The sequence below is a fragment of the Streptomyces sp. NPDC048734 genome (assembly GCF_043198675.1).
GTDB lineage: Bacteria > Actinomycetota > Actinomycetes > Streptomycetales > Streptomycetaceae > Streptomyces.
The window spans coordinates 339,723-355,402 of the sequence record NZ_JBICUZ010000007.1; the positions used below are offsets into that span (position 1 = coordinate 339,723).

The 15,680-nt window shown below is 72.9% G+C and carries 15 protein-coding genes and 2 pseudogenes; 9 read left to right on the forward strand and 8 right to left on the reverse strand.

Annotated elements, in window-relative coordinates:
- Nucleotides 1-45: 45 nt before the first annotated feature.
- Together ACGFQC_RS21035 and ACGFQC_RS21040 are read right to left on the reverse strand one after the other, a co-directional pair.
- Nucleotides 46-650: pseudogene (locus ACGFQC_RS21035) on the reverse strand (hypothetical protein); the annotation flags it as partial.
- Between the two features lie 56 nt (nucleotides 651-706).
- On the reverse strand, nucleotides 707-1,330 hold the full coding sequence (locus ACGFQC_RS21040) for a DUF5134 domain-containing protein (protein ID WP_363090250.1): 624 nt from the start codon (nucleotides 1,328-1,330) through the stop codon (nucleotides 707-709).
- A 174-nt stretch (nucleotides 1,331-1,504) separates the two neighbouring features.
- Here ACGFQC_RS21040 and ACGFQC_RS21045 point away from each other — a divergent pair, with 174 nt between their 5' ends.
- Together ACGFQC_RS21045 and ACGFQC_RS21050 are read left to right on the forward strand one after the other, a co-directional pair.
- Complete coding sequence (locus ACGFQC_RS21045) at nucleotides 1,505-3,226, forward strand: FUSC family protein (RefSeq protein ID WP_393288482.1); 1,722 nt, start codon at nucleotides 1,505-1,507, stop codon at nucleotides 3,224-3,226.
- A 176-nt stretch (nucleotides 3,227-3,402) separates the two neighbouring features.
- Nucleotides 3,403-4,020, forward strand: coding sequence for a MarR family winged helix-turn-helix transcriptional regulator (locus tag ACGFQC_RS21050; RefSeq protein WP_393288484.1), 618 nt, complete (start codon nucleotides 3,403-3,405; stop codon nucleotides 4,018-4,020).
- 108 nt (nucleotides 4,021-4,128) lie between these two features.
- On the opposite strand, the gene ACGFQC_RS21055 is transcribed toward ACGFQC_RS21050, so the two are convergent.
- Nucleotides 4,129-4,893, reverse strand: a complete 765-nt coding sequence (locus ACGFQC_RS21055) for a VOC family protein (protein ID WP_363090247.1) — start codon at nucleotides 4,891-4,893, stop codon at nucleotides 4,129-4,131.
- 73 nt (nucleotides 4,894-4,966) lie between these two features.
- Nucleotides 4,967-5,359, reverse strand: a complete 393-nt coding sequence (locus tag ACGFQC_RS21060) for a VOC family protein (protein WP_363090246.1) — start codon at nucleotides 5,357-5,359, stop codon at nucleotides 4,967-4,969.
- Between the two features lie 69 nt (nucleotides 5,360-5,428).
- Between ACGFQC_RS21060 and ACGFQC_RS21065 the strand changes: the two genes are divergently transcribed.
- Nucleotides 5,429-5,968, forward strand: coding sequence for a GNAT family N-acetyltransferase (locus ACGFQC_RS21065; protein WP_363090245.1), 540 nt, complete (start codon nucleotides 5,429-5,431; stop codon nucleotides 5,966-5,968).
- A 400-nt stretch (nucleotides 5,969-6,368) separates the two neighbouring features.
- Here ACGFQC_RS21065 and ACGFQC_RS21070 read toward each other — a convergent pair.
- Nucleotides 6,369-7,076 (reverse strand): annotated as a pseudogene (locus ACGFQC_RS21070) (glycerophosphodiester phosphodiesterase); the annotation flags it as partial.
- Nucleotides 7,077-7,300: 224 nt separating this feature from the next.
- Between ACGFQC_RS21070 and ACGFQC_RS21075 the strand changes: the two are divergent.
- The 5 genes from ACGFQC_RS21075 to ACGFQC_RS21095 all read left to right on the forward strand — a co-directional run bounded on the left by ACGFQC_RS21075 (nucleotide 7,301) and on the right by ACGFQC_RS21095 (nucleotide 12,487).
- Nucleotides 7,301-8,698: a DUF6421 family protein gene (locus ACGFQC_RS21075; protein WP_363090244.1), complete on the forward strand. Its 1,398-nt coding sequence runs from the start codon at nucleotides 7,301-7,303 to the stop codon at nucleotides 8,696-8,698.
- Between the two features lie 41 nt (nucleotides 8,699-8,739).
- Nucleotides 8,740-9,486 carry an SDR family NAD(P)-dependent oxidoreductase gene (locus tag ACGFQC_RS21080; protein WP_363090338.1) on the forward strand — a complete coding sequence of 249 codons (747 nt, stop codon included), beginning with the start codon at nucleotides 8,740-8,742 and terminating at the stop codon, nucleotides 9,484-9,486.
- Nucleotides 9,483-10,553 carry a low specificity L-threonine aldolase gene (locus ACGFQC_RS21085; protein ID WP_363090243.1) on the forward strand — a complete coding sequence of 357 codons (1,071 nt, stop codon included), beginning with the start codon at nucleotides 9,483-9,485 and terminating at the stop codon, nucleotides 10,551-10,553. The genes ACGFQC_RS21080 and ACGFQC_RS21085 overlap by 4 nt, the downstream gene beginning before the upstream one ends.
- Before the next feature lie 96 nt (nucleotides 10,554-10,649).
- Complete coding sequence (locus ACGFQC_RS21090) at nucleotides 10,650-11,222, forward strand: transglutaminase domain-containing protein (RefSeq protein WP_363090242.1); 573 nt, start codon at nucleotides 10,650-10,652, stop codon at nucleotides 11,220-11,222.
- A gap of 155 nt (nucleotides 11,223-11,377) precedes the next feature.
- Complete coding sequence (locus ACGFQC_RS21095; RefSeq protein ID WP_393288487.1) at nucleotides 11,378-12,487, forward strand: hypothetical protein; 1,110 nt, start codon at nucleotides 11,378-11,380, stop codon at nucleotides 12,485-12,487.
- 10 nt (nucleotides 12,488-12,497) lie between these two features.
- Here ACGFQC_RS21095 and ACGFQC_RS21100 read toward each other — a convergent pair whose 3' ends face one another.
- The 3 genes from ACGFQC_RS21100 to ACGFQC_RS21110 form a co-directional block, all read right to left on the reverse strand.
- Nucleotides 12,498-13,517, reverse strand: a complete 1,020-nt coding sequence (locus ACGFQC_RS21100; protein WP_363090240.1) for a hypothetical protein — start codon at nucleotides 13,515-13,517, stop codon at nucleotides 12,498-12,500.
- A 141-nt stretch (nucleotides 13,518-13,658) separates the two neighbouring features.
- Nucleotides 13,659-14,387, reverse strand: a complete 729-nt coding sequence (locus ACGFQC_RS21105; protein ID WP_363090239.1) for a lysophospholipid acyltransferase family protein — start codon at nucleotides 14,385-14,387, stop codon at nucleotides 13,659-13,661.
- Nucleotides 14,388-14,578: 191 nt separating this feature from the next.
- Nucleotides 14,579-14,995, reverse strand: coding sequence for a DUF4395 domain-containing protein (locus ACGFQC_RS21110; protein WP_363090238.1), 417 nt, complete (start codon nucleotides 14,993-14,995; stop codon nucleotides 14,579-14,581).
- Between the two features lie 75 nt (nucleotides 14,996-15,070).
- On the opposite strand from ACGFQC_RS21110, the gene ACGFQC_RS21115 reads away from it, so the two are divergent.
- Nucleotides 15,071-15,484, forward strand: coding sequence for a thioredoxin family protein (locus ACGFQC_RS21115; RefSeq protein ID WP_363090337.1), 414 nt, complete (start codon nucleotides 15,071-15,073; stop codon nucleotides 15,482-15,484).
- Nucleotides 15,485-15,680 lie beyond the last annotated feature (196 nt).

A 15,680-nucleotide genomic window follows, 5' to 3' on the forward strand; every position in this document is an offset into this window, starting at 1 on the left:
CCGAACTGCGGGGTGCCAAGCCAGCCACCCGTCGGCCGGGCTGCCTCAGCCGGGTGCCCGCAGCGCCGGCACCAGCGTCACCAGCGCCGGAAGCACCGCAAGCGCCGGAAGCACCGCAAGCGCCGGAAGCACCGGAAGTGCCGCAAGCGCCGGGACCAGCGAGGCCGCGGCCGTCAGTCGCGGTCGGCGGGCCGCGGTGAGCCGGCCCGGGGCCGCCGGCAGCCGGTGCACCCGCTGCGGGACGTGGGCCTGCGGGCCCAGGGCGTGGCCGGACACGCCTCGGTCCTCGTCCAGCTCCACCAGTGCGAGCGCGGTCGTCAGCCTGTCGAAGCGGCGGGAGGCCGTGTCGTCGGCGGCCGGCTCCACCAGCCGGTGCGTCTCGGCACGGAACGCGGAGAACACCGGCACCTTGCGGGAAACCGGAGGCCGGCGCGGCCGGGCAGCGCGGCAGCCAGTCGCGCACGAGCCCGGGCGTGCCCCTGCTCGTGCGCGAGGACCGCGGCCAGCCGGCGCCCCTTCAGGCTGCGCCCCTTCAGGCGGCGCAGCGCGGCCGTCGTGACGACCGGCCGGGGCGCCCCGCCGGGCAGCCACCGGACGTCCGACCGCTCACCCTGCAGCACCACGAGTCGTCCGGCCGCGGGCTGTCTCCCGCCCCACAGGGCCGGTGCCTCAGAAGGCCGGCAGCCCGCCCCACAGGGCCGGTGCCTCAGAAGGCCGGCAGCATGGCCAGCATGCCGATCCCCATCGACAGTCGGCAGGCACGCGCCAGCTCGGGCCGGTCGCCCCACGCCACGGCACGCCCCGCGGCGGCGTCCCTCGCGGCCGTGCTCCCCGCAGAGGCACTCCCCGCCGTCGTGTTCCCCGCGACCGTGCCGGCGCCGCCCGGCACCCCGGCCACCGGCAGCAGCCGTACTCCGGAGACGAGGACGTACGCCGCGAAGTAGACAAGCAGGCCACCCGTGAGCGCGGGCATCCCGGCGCCGCCGTGCCCGTGACCTGCCGCGGGGGACGCCGTCATCGCGGCCGCCATGTAGACCATGGCCGCGGTGCCCACCAGGTGGTGCAGGTGGTGCGAGCCCGTCCGGGCCGCCCACAGGGCCCGCAGCGCGGCCCCGCCGAAGACCGTCGCGTACAGCGGCCAGACCCATGTCGGCGGGGTGAACGCGGTGCCCGGCACGGCCATCACGGCCATTCCGAACCCCATCAGCGCCTCGTCGCCCGCGGCCCGGCGCTGCGTCTCGTCGCTGCTCCGCATCCGCAGCAGGCAGTAGGCGCCGGCGGCCGCGCACACGGCGACCAGCAGCCAGCCGGGCGATGCCGGTCCGTGCACGCGTACCTCCCCGCTCGACGGACGGACGGTCCAGGAAGGCGATGCCCGCACCACGCGGCGCGCACGCGAGCGCAAGGATGTACACGGGGAGCATTCGACGGAGCACAGCGGGTGAGAGAGGCGTTCGGGCGGTGTCACGTCATATCGTTTACAGGTAAAACACCTGCTAAATTGATGAGGGTGAGTTCGAGCAGCACGACCCCCCAGCGATCCGGCGACCACTCTCGTCCCACCCCCCGTCCCCGCCGGGCCGGCTCCCGTGTCCGTCTCCCGTTGGCCGGGGTGCTGAGGCTCGGGCGCCCTTCCGACATCTGGTTCAAGCCCGCGGTCAGCGTCGTCGCCGCCGTCGCCCCGCCCAACCTGATCCTGCTGGCCCTCGGCCGCCTCGACCTGGCGATGTACACCATGGCCGGATCCCTGTGCGCGCTGTACGCCCACGACCGCCCCTACACCGCCCGCGCCCGCGTCCTGGCCCTGGTGGTGCTGGGCATGACAGGCGGGCTCGCCGTCGCGCTGCTCGCGGCCGCCCTCGCCGCCGACGCCGTCGTCCTCGTCACCGTCGGCGCCCTCCTGGCGGCCGCGCAGAAGACACTCTGCGACGCCACCCGGATCGGGCCGCCCGGCAACGTCATCCTCACCTTCATCAGCTCCGCCGCGCTGTTCGCGCCGCAGACCCTCGGCCGGATCCCCGGCCACCTGGGTCTCGCGCTCCTCGCGGGCGCCTGGTCCTGGACCGTCGGCATGGCGCCGGGCCTGCTGCGTCCGCACGGCCCGGAGCGCCGTGCCACCGCGCAGGCACTGAACGCCGCCGCCGCGTACGCCGCCACGCGCGGCACCGGCGAGGGACACACCCGTACCCGCGCCGCCGCGGCCGCCGCCGTGCACGCCGCGTGGCAGACGCTGCTGCCGGCCCGCGACGGGGACACCGCACGCGCGCTGGAGCGGCTCGTGGTCCGCGCCGAGGTGGCACTCGCCGCGCCCGCCGACACCGATCCGGTACGGCTGCGCGACTGGGCCCGCGCACTGCGCGGCACGGGGGCCGTCCCGCGCCCCGACGACCTGGTGGACGACGACGAGCTCCTCGGAGTGGACAGCCAACCGGCCGCGCCGCGAAGGCCGTTGTGGCGGCGTCTCGGCCCCCTCTCCCCGCTCGCCGTCCGCACCGCCCTCGGCTGCGCCCTGGCCGGCTACGCCTCCCTCGCACTCGGTGTCGGCCGGCCCTACTGGGCCCTGGTCACCGCCGCCTCCCTCTACCAGGCCAACGTCACCCTCACCTGGAGTCGCGGCGTCCAGCGCGTCGTCGGCAACCTCGTCGGCGTCCTCGCCTTCGCCGCGATCGTCCCGCTCGCCCACCTCCACCAGGCCGCCCTGGTCCTCACCTGCCTCGCCCTGAACTTCGGCGCGGAGGCGCTGATCAGCCGCAACTACTGGCTCGGCAGCGTCTGCGTGACCCCGATGGCACTGCTCATCACCGAGTTCGCCCGGTACGAGGACGCGGGCACGCTGATCGCCGAACGGGTCGTGGACACCCTCGTCGGCGCGCTGGTCGGCTTCGTCGCCGCCGTCGCCGTCACCAACCGCCGCTCCGGCGACCGCCTCGAACACGCCCTGACGGCCGCCGAGCGCGCCCGCGACACCGCCGCCCGCCTCCTCGCCCGGCCGGACCCCGCCCCGGCGGCGCTGGAGTCCGCCCGCCGCGGCCTCGCCGCCGCACTGGTCGACCTGCGCGCCACCGCCGATGCCGCGAGCGGCGAGTGGTGGCAGCGCGCCCTGCCGCAGGAGCGGGTCGTCGCGGCCGAACAGGACGGACACCGTACGCTCGCCGCGACGGTCCGGCGCCAGGGACTCCACCTGACCGGGCACAACGAGGCGAGACCGGAGGACGTACGGCCATGACGGCGACGCAGGGACAACCTGTGGACGGGGACGACGCGGGTGGGCCGACCGGCGGGAACGACGAGACGCGGGGGCGGGAGGCCGGCGGGGGCCGTGCGGGTGCGACCCGACGGCGTCCCACCGATTCCGCAGGACCCGGCGCCGCTCGGGGGGAGCCGGCCGGTGAAGGCGGTGACGTGCGGGAGCCGCCGGCCCGGGCAGGCGCGCGGCGGCCCGCTGCCGGTCCGGGCGCCGGCGCTCGGCGGCAGCCCGACGCCGGGGACGACACGGCCTCCCGCGCGGCCGCGGCCCATGGTGACACCGTCGCCTCCGTGGTGCGGCAGTGGCAGGCCGTGCGGCCCGAGCTGGACACCGGACCCATGGAGATCATCGGACGGGTCAACCGCTGTGCCGCGCTCCTTCAGCAGGCCGAGGACGCCCCGCTGCGGCGCGCCGGGCTCACCCGCGCGGAGTTCGACCTGCTCGGTGCGCTGCGCCGTACCGACCACGAACTGACTCCCGGCGAACTCGTCCGGGAGACGTTCTCCTCCGGGGCCGCCGTCACCAAACGCGTCAAGCACCTGACCGAACGCGGTCTGGTCGAGCGCCGCGGGGACGCCCGGGACCGCCGCGTCGCCCACCTCCGCCTGACCGAGGCCGGCCGCGCGCTGGTCGACGGCATCATGCCCGAGCAACTCGCCTACGAGAGCGCCGTACTGTCCGCCCTGGACGCCGACCGGCAGGGCGAACTCGCTGGACTGCTGGGGGAGTTGCTCAGTCGGTTGGAGGGGCACATGCAGACGCTGCGGATCTGATCGAAGCCGAAACCGAAGCCGAAGCCGAGATCGAAGCAGAGGCCGAGGCCGACGCCGGGACCGAGGCCCAGGTCAACGCCGGGGACACCACGCTGCGGCCGGCCGGGCTCAGCGCTCGTCGCCCGCCCGGTACACGCCGAACAACGCTCCCCGCGGGTCCCGCAGCACCGCGATCCGCGGGCCCTCCGGCACCGAGGTCGGCTCCATCAGCACCGTGCCGTCCGCCCGCCCGGCCGTCGCGGCCGCGGCGTCCACGTCGGCCACCGCGAAGTACGGCAGCCAGTGCGGCGGCACCTCGGGCGGGAACTTGTCGTCCATCGCCACCATGCCGCCGAAGTCGACACCGCCGACACCCCACCGCGTGTAGTACTCGGAGGTGGCCACGGTCCACCCGAACACGGTGGTGTAGAACGCCTCCGCCCGCGCGGTGTCGCGGGTCAGCAGTTCCACCCAGCCCAGCGAGCCGGGCGCGTTGAACAGGCCGGCCCCCGGGAAGGCCTGCGCCTGCCACAGCTGGAAGGCGGCGCCGCCGGGGTCGAGGGCGACGACGAAACGGCCCATGTCGAACACGCCCATCGGACCGACCAGCACCTTGCCCCCGGCCTCCTCGATCATCCGCGCGGTGACGTCGGCGTCCGAGACCCCGAAGGACACGTTCCAGGCCACCGGTCGGCTCTTCTGGTACAGAGGGCTGAGCGCGGCGACGTCGGCGTCCCCGAGGTGCGCGACGGTGTAGCCGCCCGCCTCCTCCCTGGGATCGGTCTCGCACCGCCAGCCGAACAACTCCGTGTAGAACCGCTGGGCGGCCGCCAGGTCGTCGGTGCCCAGCTCGGCCCAGCAGGGCCCACCGGGCACGGGCACGTCGAGCTTCATGGCGTTCCTTCCGGCAGAGGGAGCACCCCCTCAGCACGCTAGACCCGGGTCCGCTCCCCGGCATCCGCTGAGGTCAGATGCCCGGTCGGTACCGCAGCGGATGGTCGGCCGGCACCTCCACCAGCACGATCGGTGTCCCGTCCGGGTCGGCGATCCACATCTCGACCAGACCCCACGGCTCCTTCACCGGCGGCCGGACGATCTCCACCCCCGCGGCCGTCAGCTCCTCGTGGGCCGCCGCCGCGTCGGGGACCTGCATCCACAGCCGTACGGCGGGGTCCGGCGGGGTCCGAGTCCGCCCCGAGACCTCCAGGAACCCGCCGCCGAGGAAGTAGACGGTGCCCCGCTCCGGGCCCGTACCGAACTCGCGGTACACGGCGAGGCCCAGCTGTTCCCCGTAGAAGGCGCGGGAACGCTCGGGGTCGGTGGGGCGGAGCAGGATTCGGCTGCTGAGTACATGCACCATGCATCCGGAGCGTAGGCGACGGTTAGGCTCGGCGGTGCCCAGCCGCGCCACAGATCCGGAGAACCCCGCATGGACACCACCGCCACCGATGTCAGCTTCCGTGATGCCGCCGACGCCGACGTGGACGCGCTGGTCGCGCTCGTCGAGTCGGCCTACCGCGGGGACTCCAGCCGGGCCGGCTGGACCACGGAGGCGGACATCCTGCAAGGGCAGCGCACCGAACCCGAAGGCGTCCGGGAGATCATCAAGTCGCCCGACGCCCGGTTGCTCACGGTGGAGCGGGACGGCCGGATCATCGCCTGCTGTCAGCTCGAACACCGCGGCGAGTACGCCTACTTCGGCATGTTCGCGGTCAGCCCCACCGTCCAGGGCGGCGGTCTCGGCCGGACGGTGCTGGAGGAGGCCGAGCGCCGGGCCCGCGCCGAATGGGGCGTCACCGAGATGCACATGACGGTGATCTCGGTGCGCGACGAACTCATCGCCTGGTACGAACGGCGCGGCTACCGCCGTACCGGCCGGATGACGCCCTTCCCCTACGGCGACGAGCGCTTCGGCGTCCCGCAGCGCGACGACCTCCAGTTCGAACTGCTGGTCAAGCCCCTCGGATGAGCCGCGTGCCCTGAGACGGCGGGGTGCCCGGCCTCCGGCCGACCGGCGTGCCCGAGCCGGGACCCGCCGATGTTCCCGCTTCCGGGCCATCGGTGCTCCCGCCGCTCCAGGACCCCCGATGTCCCCGCTTCCGGGACGGCCGATGCCCCCGCTTCCGGGACGGCCGATGTCCCCGCTTCCGGGACGGCCGATGTCCCCGCTTCCGGGACGGCCGATGCCCCCGCTTCCGGGACGCCGGTGTCCCTCGCTCGCCGGCCGGCCGTCGGTGCCGGAGCTACGGCCGGTCGGTGTCCCCGCCCCCGGGCCGGCCGGTGTGCCCGGCCTCCGGCCGGCCGGCGTCCCGACTCCCCGGCCGGTCGTGGTCCTTGCTCCCCGACCGGTCGCAGTCCCCGCCACCGGGCCGACCGGCGTCCGCGATCTCCGGCCGGTCCGTGGTCACGCCGTCCAGCCCGAAGGCCCGGGCCAGGCGCAGCTGGTCCGGGGTGTTGACCACCCAGCCGATGATCCGCAGGTCGTGCCCGCGGACCTCCTCGACGATCTCCAGGGTGAGCCGCCGCAGCTTCAGGCACACGGTCGCGGCTCCGGCGGCCACCGCGCGTTCCGCGATGCCGGGGCCGTGGGGGGTCTGCCCGCCGGGGGCGGCTCGCACGGGGTGGAGGCTGTCGATGAGCGCCGTGCGCACGCCGGGAACCAGCCGGGCGATCTCGGCGACGGCCTCGTCGTGGAACGAGGACACCTCCACCCGCTCCACCAGGTCCCGCTCCCGCATCACCTCGGCGAGCGCCCGCGCCGCCCGCACGTCCTTGATCTCGGCCTGGAGCGGCACCGACACCGCCGCCAGGACCTCCTCGAGGACCGGCACCCGTTCGCCGAGCCCGGCGTCCAGGGCGCGCAGCTCCGCCAGGGTGTGGTCGGCGACCGGCCCGCTGCCGTCCGTGGTGCGGCCCACGTCGGCGTCGTGCATGACCACGAGCGCGCCGTCCTTGCTCAGGTGCAGATCCAGCTCGATCGCGTCGAGACCGGCCCGCTCGGCGGCGACGAACGACCTGAGGGTGTTCTCGGGCTCGACACCCATGACCCCGCGGTGGCCGATGGTGGGGACGTTCACGTCACGACTCGCTTCCCTGGACGGACAGACAGGTGCGGTCGGCGCGCACCGCGGGAACCACTACCCGGCGGCCCGCGCCGAAAGCCTCCGACCGTCCGATGGCGTACAGGAAAAAACGCGGTGACCATGGGGGTGTGCAGGATAATTTCCCGAAGGTCATCTTGCTGGAAGAACCTCTTATGCATACGGTGTCCATACGTGAGGTTCTTTGTGGAGGATGGGACATGACGGAAATTCTTGTGCAGGTGGGTTCGGAGGGGCGGGTTCCTCCCGTGGCCAGGGTGGTGGAGCACCCGGCCTGGCCCGTGCTCAAGGATGCCGTGGAGCGGATCCGGCCCTGGCAGGCGAAGGACGGATCGATCGACTTCGCGGCCGAGGGCGCCCCCGGGCGCGCCGACGCCGAGCGGGCCGTGCAGCGTGTGGTCGCCGCGGTCGAGGAACTGTCGCCGCTGCTCCCGCACGACGCCGACTACCACCGCGCCCTGGTGAAGGACCTGTGCCGGTGGGCCGAGGGCGGCTTCGAGGTGCCGGACTTCCTGGACTCGCTGCTGGCCTTCCAGCCCGCCGCCGACCGTGCGGACGGCCTCCAGCACCTGGTCGTCTTCCCGATGTACACGCAGAACGGCAACCCGGACCGCAACCTCGAGGCGGTCGTGCTGCGCATGGTGTGGCCGGACTGGCTGGCCGAGCTGGAGCGCACCCGTTACGACAACCCGCTGTTCTGCGGCATCACCTTCGAGGACTTCACGGCCGGCTACGACACCAACTCGGCCGTGCTCTTCCCGGAGACCATCGCCGTCCGTGAAGCGCCGGAACGTTTCTCCTGGGGTGGCATCTTCTGCGACCGCGAGGCCGCCCGCTTCCGCCGCGTCACCGACGCCGCGGTCGGGGTCCTGGGCCTGGAACTGCCCGAGGACATCGCCGCCATGGTCCACGACCAGAAGCGCTGCGAGGAGGCCTTCGTGCTGTGGGACATGGTCCACGACCGCACCCACAGCCACGGTGACCTGCCCTTCGACCCCTTCATGATCAAGCAGCGCCAGCCGTTCTGGATGTACGGCCTGGAGGAGCTGCGCTGCGACCTCACCGCCTTCAAGGAGGCCGTGAAGCTGGAGGCCGACGGCGTCCCGCAGGCCCGTGACGTGCAGTACGCGGTCCTCTTCGACCGCATGTTCCGCTTCCCGGTCACCGGCGAGCGGGTGCGCAACTACGACGGCCTCGGCGGGCAGCTGCTCTTCGCCTACCTGCACAAGCACGACGTCGTCCGCTGGACCGACAACAAGCTGCACATCGACTGGCAGCGCGCCCCGCAGGTCACCAACGAGCTGTGCGCCGAGATCGAGAAGCTCTACCGCGACGGCATCGACCGCCCCAAGCTCGTCCACTGGTTCGCCGGCTACGAGCTGGTCTCCACCTACCTCGCCCCGCACCCCGGTTCCAAGTGGGCCAAGGGTCCGGACGCCCTGGACCTGACCCAGCCGCCCCGCAAGCTCGTCGACGACGTGCTTCCGGACGAGTTTCCGCTGAGCATGTTCTATGAGGCGCTGTCCAAGAAGCTGAAGAACGTGATCGCCTCCACCCGGGGCATCACGGCGGACGCCGCCGAGCGGATCGCCGCGTGAGCGACCTGCGTACCGAGAACACTGCTCAGGAGGCGAAGACCATGGGGAACGGGGCTCTCAGCGGTGCGGTGATCGCGGTGGCCGGCGCGGGCGGACCCGCCGGCCGGGCGGCGCTGATCAGGCTCGCCGAGGCGGGCGCGACCGTGGTGGGCGCGGACAACGACCCGGAGCGGCTCGCGGAGGCCGTCGACGCGGCGAGCTACGCGTCCGGGGGCGCGACCGTCATGGGCGAACCGGTCGACCTGCTCGACCTGAAGTCCACCCAGGACTGGGCCGCCCGGATCGAGAAGGACCTCGGCCGGGTGGACGGTCTGGTGCACCTCGTCGGCGGCTGGCGCGGCAGCGAGACCTTCACCAAGACCAGCCTCGACGACTGGGACTTCCTGGAACTGCTGCTGATCCGCACCGTGCAGCACACCTCGCTCGCCTTCCACGAGGCGCTCCAGCGCAGCGACCGCGGCCGGTACGTCCTGATCAGTGCCGCGGGGGCCAGCAAGCCCACCGCGGGCAACGCCGCGTACGCCGCGGGCAAGGCCGCCGCCGAGGCGTGGACGCTCTCGATGGCCGACTACTTCCGCAAGGCGGGGGGCCCCGACGGGCCGACCTCCGCGGCTGCGATCCTGGTGGTCAAGGCGCTGGTGCACGACGCGATGCGCGCGGAGCGGCCCAACGCGAAGTTCGCGGGCTTCACCGACGTCAAGGACCTGGCCGAGGCCATCGCCGGCGTCTGGGACAAGCCCGCCGCCGAAGTGAACGGACACCGTCTGTGGCTCACCGAGAAGCCGTGAACCCACCCAGGACCGACGCGCGTCGTCATCACGACCCGGAGGTCCGCGGTTTCGCCAGCGACAACTACGCCGGGGCCCATCCGGAGGTGATGGCCGCCCTGGCCCTGGCCAACGGCGGCCACCAGGTCGCCTACGGCGAGGACGACTACACCGAGAACCTCCAGCGGATCGTCCGCGGCCACTTCGGGGCGACGGCGGAGGCGTTCCCGGTCTTCAACGGCACCGGCGCCAACGTCGTCGCGCTCCAGGCGGTCACCGACCGCTGGGGCGCGGTGATCTGTGCCGAGAGCGCCCACATCAACGTGGACGAGGGCGGCGCGCCGGAGCGCATGGGCGGCCTGAAGCTGCTCACCGTCGCGACGCCGGACGGCAAGCTCACCCCCGAGCTGATCGACCGGCAGGCGTTCGGCTGGGAGGACGAGCACCGGGCGATGCCGCAGGTCGTCTCGATCACCCAGAGCACGGAGCTGGGCACCCTGTACACGCCCGCCGAGATCCGCGCGATCTGCGAGCACGCCCACGCGCACGGCATGAAGGTGCACCTGGACGGCTCCCGCATCGCCAACGCGGCCGCCTCCCTGGACGTGCCGATGCGCACGTTCACCAACGCGGTCGGCGTCGACATCCTCTCGCTCGGCGGGACGAAGAACGGCGCGCTGTTCGGCGAGGCGGTCGTGGTGATCGACCAGGACGCCGTCTCCCACATGAAGCACCTGCGCAAGCTGTCCATGCAGCTCGCCTCCAAGATGCGGTTCGTGTCGGTGCAGTTGGAGGCCCTGCTGGCCAAGGACCTCTGGCTGCGCAACGCGCGGCACGCCAACGACATGGCGCAGCGGCTGGCCGAGGGCGTGCGCGCGGTCCACGGGGTGGAGATCCTCTATCCCGTGCAGGCCAACGGTGTCTTCGCCAGGCTGCCGCACGACGTGGGCGAGCGCCTCCAGAAGCGGTTCCGCTTCTACTTCTGGGACGAGCCGGCCGGCGTGGTGCGCTGGATGTGCTCCTTCGACACGACGGAGGAGGACGTCGACGCGTTCCTGGCGGCCCTCAAGGAGGAGATGGCCCGGTAGGGCCGAGCGGGGCAGCCATCGCACCTCACGCATAGGTATGCGATCACCTGGAAAATGATTGACGTCCGGGTGATCGCTTTCCTATGCTCTCCAGGCATGCAGCTGATCCAGGAGAACCCCGACCTGTCCGCGTACTTGGCCGCTGACGAGGTCATCGACCACCACCATTCCCTGGTGCGGGACACCGCCGCGCGGCTGGCCAGGGATGCGGACGACTCGTATGCCTATGCGCGGCTGGCCTTCGAATTCGTGCGGGACACCATCCCCCACTCCCAGGACTCCGGCGATCTCCGGGTCACCTGGCGCGCCTCCGACGTGCTGGAGCTGCGCACGGGCATCTGCTACGCCAAGGCCCACGCGTTGGCCGCGCTGCTGCGCGCCGAGGACATCCCGACCGCCCTGTGCTACCAGACGTTCGACGTGGTCCACGGGCTGGTCGCCGTCCGCTTCAACGGCGCCTGGCACCGCCAGGACCCCCGCGGCAACAAGCCCGGAGTGGACGCCCGGTTCTCCCTGGACGGCGAACGGCTGGCCTTCCGCCCCGACGCCGCCGCCGGTGAGCGCGACCATCCCGTCCTGTACGCCGCCCCGCCCCCGCCCGTCCTGCGCGCGCTCCAGGCGGCCCCCGACCGTCCCCACCTCTGGAAGACGCTCCCCACCTCGCTGTGACACCCCCGCCGCGCACCCGGCCGGTCGCAGTCGCTAACCTCCCCGGCATGCGCGATGGGGGAGAGGCCCGAGAGGCCGATGCGGACGGGAGCGGCGAACTGCGTCAGGGGGCCGGGCCGTCTGCGGACCCCGCGCCACCGACGCTTCTCGGCCGGTTGAAGAGGCACCGGCTGCTCACCTCCGCCGTCGCCCTCGCCCTGGTGACCACCGGCATCACCGTCCCCCTGGTGCTCGCCGGCTCCGACGACGGCCCGCCCTGCCGGGGGATTCCCGCCGCCACCCGCGCCCTCGCCGAGAACCCCGCGGCCGCGACCCGCGCCCTCGACCCGGGCGACGACCTGCGGCGCCTCGACGCCGTACGCGCGCTCCTCGTGCACGAACACCCCTGCGGCGACGGCGGAGAGGTGCTCGGCGAGGTGGTGGACGCGGCCACCCGCGCCGCCGGCGGCGACGTGCCGCACACCCTCGCCCAGGCCCGCGCCGCCTTCGCGGTGACCGCGGTCCTGAACGACGTCGAACTGCCGGACGGCATGGCACCCGGCGTCGCCCGCATGCTCGCCCAGTACGTCGTCGACCACCACCGGTACCTCGGCATCGACGACGACGCCGGTCTGCCCGCCGTACCCGCCGAGTCGGCCCGCCCGGACGGCGAGGGCTGGACGAAGTACGGCCGTTTCCTCGCCCCGGGGGAGTCCCACGCCGACTTCGCCCACGCCCACCCCGCCGCCGACCCGGAGGGCCTGCTCGCCGAACTCGCCAAGGATCCCCAGGCGTTCGCGATCCTCTACGCCGCCGAGCGCGCCTGGTTCGCCCACTACCTGGAGCGGCTCGACGGGCAGGGGCGCGACGCCGGCTATCACCCGAAGCCGGGCAAGGGCGAGTATCGCTCCCCGCAGACCTCCTGGGTCGACAGCGACATCGAGCACATGACGGACCGCGTCGGCGTCCTGATGGCGTACCGGTCGATCTACGCCCGCAACGGGACCATCCCCGACGTCACCGCCTTCGACGCCGCCGTGCGCCGGTACGCCCCCGGCGTCTACCTCGCGGGGGAGGAGCAGGTCACCAGCCGGCCGCCGATGGCCTCCATCGCCGCGCGCAGGCCCTCGGGCCGGGCGGACGAGGACCTCATGGACGCCCGGCACCAGCTGAACACGGTGCTGGACGCCTGGGCGGCGGCCCGTCGGATTCCGGCGGCACGCGCCACCGCCCTGCGGCAGGTCATCGACAACCGCTACGTACGGGCGCTCTGGATGACCAGGTGAGCTCCGGGCGTCAGCCGGCGGTGAGGTCCGTGCAGCCCCGCCGTTCCGTCTGAGCCTCGACGAAGGCGTCCAGCAGCGCCCGTCGCTTCGCCGCGTCGACACCCGGGATGTCCTTGGAGGCGTCGAGCGCGAAGTGGGCGGCTTCACCGTCGCAGCGGGCGCTCGCCGTCAGCGCGGGACCGAGGAGATGCTCCTCGGTCACGAAACGGGTGCTCCAGTCACCGAACCAGGCGACGAATTCCATCCGCTTCGTGCCGTCATGGGTGAACTCTTTCCCGAGGGTGAGGTCGCACGTACCGGTCGGCGCCGCGTCGTCGAGCTGGACGCCGACCTTCCAGCGCGCGGGGTCCGGCAACCCCGCGTCGGCCGGCCAGCCGCAGGGGGTGTCCCGGGCGGCGGCGAGCGGAACCGGCTTCTGCTCGTTCTCCTCGGTGTCGGCCGGGCTGACCCCCTTCGGGGCCTTCAGCGGCCGCGCGCCGCAACCCAGCCGCTTCGATGCGGAGTTGGCGAAGGCGACGGCCACCTCGAAGGAGGCGGGCTGACGCCATGGAGCGCTATGGCTGATCGCGGCACTGACCAGCATCTTGCGCTGCCGCCCGTCCGCGTCCTCGCCCAGGTCCGGGCAGGGCATCAGGAACGTGAGGGTGTTGAAGCGGCCGATGAACCCGGGCAGGCCCTCGGGCATCGCCGCCTGCGACTCCAGACCGTGCTGCGGGAAGACCAGCATCAGCGCCCGGTCCTGGTCGTCGCGCAGTGTGTAGGCGCCGAAGCTCAGCAGCCACCCATTCCTGCCGTCGTCGTCTTCGACGGTGACCTCACAGCCGTAGTCCCCGAGCGCCTTGACCCCGCCCGACGCGGCGTCCACCACCCGGGCGTCCTCGGGGACCAGATCGCGCACGGCGTCGCCGGGCAGCAGCCCGTCACACGCCGTGCGGATCGTCCACCACTCGGAGGCACAGGGTCGGGCGATCCAGCCGCCCAGACCGAGCACCAGTGCAGCCGCCACCGACACCTTGATCCAGCGCCGCATCCTCGCCCCCGTAGCGCGTCCGGCAGACGAAGCCCTGTCGGTGGCCGCACCGGGCGGACCACGGACACCGGGCTTCCGGTTCCTCGTCGGGACCCTATCGGCTGCCGGGCCGCTCCCCGGGGGCGGGTGCGGGGACGAGGGTCAGCGGGTCTCGGCCGCGCGGACCTGCTCCGGGGTCGGCGCCGTACCGCCCAGATGGGCCGGCATCCACCAGGTGTCGCTCGCGTCCTTGGGGCGGACCGGGTAGGCGCGCTGGGCGGCCTCCAGCAGCTCCTGGACCCGCCCGCGCAGCTGCCGGGTGAGGGCGCCCGCGTACTTGTCGCGGGACGCCTCCAGGGCCTCGCCGACCCGCATGGTGATCGGGGTGTGGCTGCGCTTGAAGTTGCGCGGGTGACCCTTGGTCCACAGCCGCTGCGTCCCCCACACGGCCATCGGCACCAGGGGCACGCCCGCCTCCTGGGCCAACCGCGCGGCGCCCGACTTGAAGGTCTTGAGCGTGAACGACTCCGAGATGGTGGCCTCGGGGAAGACGCCGACGATCTCGCCGGAGCGCAGCGAGTCCAGGGCGTGCGCGTAGGCAGCCTCACCCTGTTCGCGGTCCACCGGGATGTGCTTCATGCCGCGCATCAGCGGGCCGGAGACCTTGTGGCGGAAGACGGACTCCTTCGCCATGAAACGAACGAGCCGTTTCTGCGGGAGCGCCGCGAGACCGTTGAAGATGAAGTCGAGGTAGCTGATGTGGTTGCTCACCAGCACGGCTCCGCCCGAGCGCGGGATGTTCTCCGACCCCCTGCAGTCGATCTTGAGATCCCAGACCTTGAACAGCGTCTGGGCGAGGCCGACGACGGGACGGTAGACAAGCTCTGCCATGGGCGGCGCGAACCCTTCCTGATCTCTGCCCGGGAGCGGTTCCCCGGCGGCAAAGTTACGCAGCCGTAGGTTTACGGCATCTCGCAGATCGTGCCCGAAGAACGGCCGGGTAGCCAGTCCTGGTGCCCGTCGGTCGCGAGATTCTCGTCACGTCCGCCTCCCGTGATCCACCTCGGGCTTTTAGATTTCCTTTACTCCGCCCGTACTGTGACCCGCCGCACGAGCAGGTGCATCTCGCAGCCCAGGCAGTACCCGAAAGCGGCGTTGAGGAACGCCGCCGCGAGCGCCGCCCCGGTCGCGGCCGCCCCGAGCCACTGCGGGCCGAGCGCGAAACCGATCAGTCCCAGGCCCGCGAAGACCAGTCCCACGGCCTGCGCGAACCGCGGCGGCCGCGGCGCCTCGAAGGCGGTGGGCGGCCCCAGCTTCGGCCGGACGGCCACCCGGAAGGCCCAGCCGTACGGCGAACGCCCCACCCCGCCGGCCGCGCCGAGCGCGAACGCCAGCGTCTGCCAAGCCAGCAGCCAAGGGCTCCGGGTGATCAGTGCGACCGCCAGCACGACGGTCGTCACGGCCGCCCCGAACCGCGGCCCTCTCGCATCGATGTCCATGAATCAAGCATTCCGCAACGGTGGAGGAGGGGGGAGGCGGGAATCTTTGCAGTCTGATGAATGCTTGTGCGGATGATGACCGGACTCATGGTGTGTGTGGCGGTGCTCGCGGCGGCGAGCGCCTACGGAGCGCTGCACCGGCGGCGGAGCGGGAGGGTGCGCGTGCGCGGGCGCGACGAAGGACAGCGGCTCGGGGCGGACCGGCTGGGCGGCGAACTCGGTGAGCGGGCCACGCTCGTGCAGTTCTCCAGCGCCTTCTGCGCGCCCTGCCGGGCAACCCGCCGGATCCTGGGCGAGGTGGCGGACCTGGTCCCCGGGGTGACCCACATCGAGATCGACGCCGAGGCGCATCTCGACCTCGTCCGGGAACTCGCCGTGCTCAAGACCCCGACCGTGCTGGTGCTGGACGCCGACGGCCACGTCGTGCGCCGCGCGAGCGGGCAGCCCCGCAAGGCCGACGTCATCGCGGCACTGGGCGAGGCGGTGTGAGCCCGTGCCGCCGGCGGTGAGTCCGCTCCCGGATGCCGGGACGCACTTGACTGTGCCCGCCACCTATCGTCAGCCTGACCGTATGCCTGAGGAACTCCTTCTCCACGGACGGGCGCACGTCGACCTCGTCCGCACCGCGAGCGCGCGCTGTCCGGGCCGTTGAGCAGCCACGCATCCGCACGTCACCTCCGGCAGA

Bases quoted from the DNA above. Each gene is read 5' to 3' on its own strand.
- ACGFQC_RS21045 (WP_393288482.1), top strand. From the start codon at position 1,505: ATGAGGGTGAGTTCGAGCAGCACGACCCCCCAGCGATCCGGCGACCAC.
- ACGFQC_RS21055 (WP_363090247.1), bottom strand. From the start codon at position 4,893: ATGAAGCTCGACGTGCCCGTGCCCGGTGGGCCCTGCTGGGCCGAGCTG.
- ACGFQC_RS21060 (WP_363090246.1), bottom strand. From the start codon at position 5,359: ATGGTGCATGTACTCAGCAGCCGAATCCTGCTCCGCCCCACCGACCCC.
- ACGFQC_RS21065 (WP_363090245.1), top strand. From the start codon at position 5,429: ATGGACACCACCGCCACCGATGTCAGCTTCCGTGATGCCGCCGACGCC.
- ACGFQC_RS21075 (WP_363090244.1), top strand. From the start codon at position 7,301: ATGACGGAAATTCTTGTGCAGGTGGGTTCGGAGGGGCGGGTTCCTCCC.
- ACGFQC_RS21080 (WP_363090338.1), top strand. From the start codon at position 8,740: ATGGGGAACGGGGCTCTCAGCGGTGCGGTGATCGCGGTGGCCGGCGCG.
- ACGFQC_RS21090 (WP_363090242.1), top strand. From the start codon at position 10,650: ATGCAGCTGATCCAGGAGAACCCCGACCTGTCCGCGTACTTGGCCGCT.
- ACGFQC_RS21100 (WP_363090240.1), bottom strand. From the start codon at position 13,517: ATGCGGCGCTGGATCAAGGTGTCGGTGGCGGCTGCACTGGTGCTCGGT.
- ACGFQC_RS21105 (WP_363090239.1), bottom strand. From the start codon at position 14,387: ATGGCAGAGCTTGTCTACCGTCCCGTCGTCGGCCTCGCCCAGACGCTG.
- ACGFQC_RS21110 (WP_363090238.1), bottom strand. From the start codon at position 14,995: ATGGACATCGATGCGAGAGGGCCGCGGTTCGGGGCGGCCGTGACGACC.
- ACGFQC_RS21115 (WP_363090337.1), top strand. From the start codon at position 15,071: ATGACCGGACTCATGGTGTGTGTGGCGGTGCTCGCGGCGGCGAGCGCC.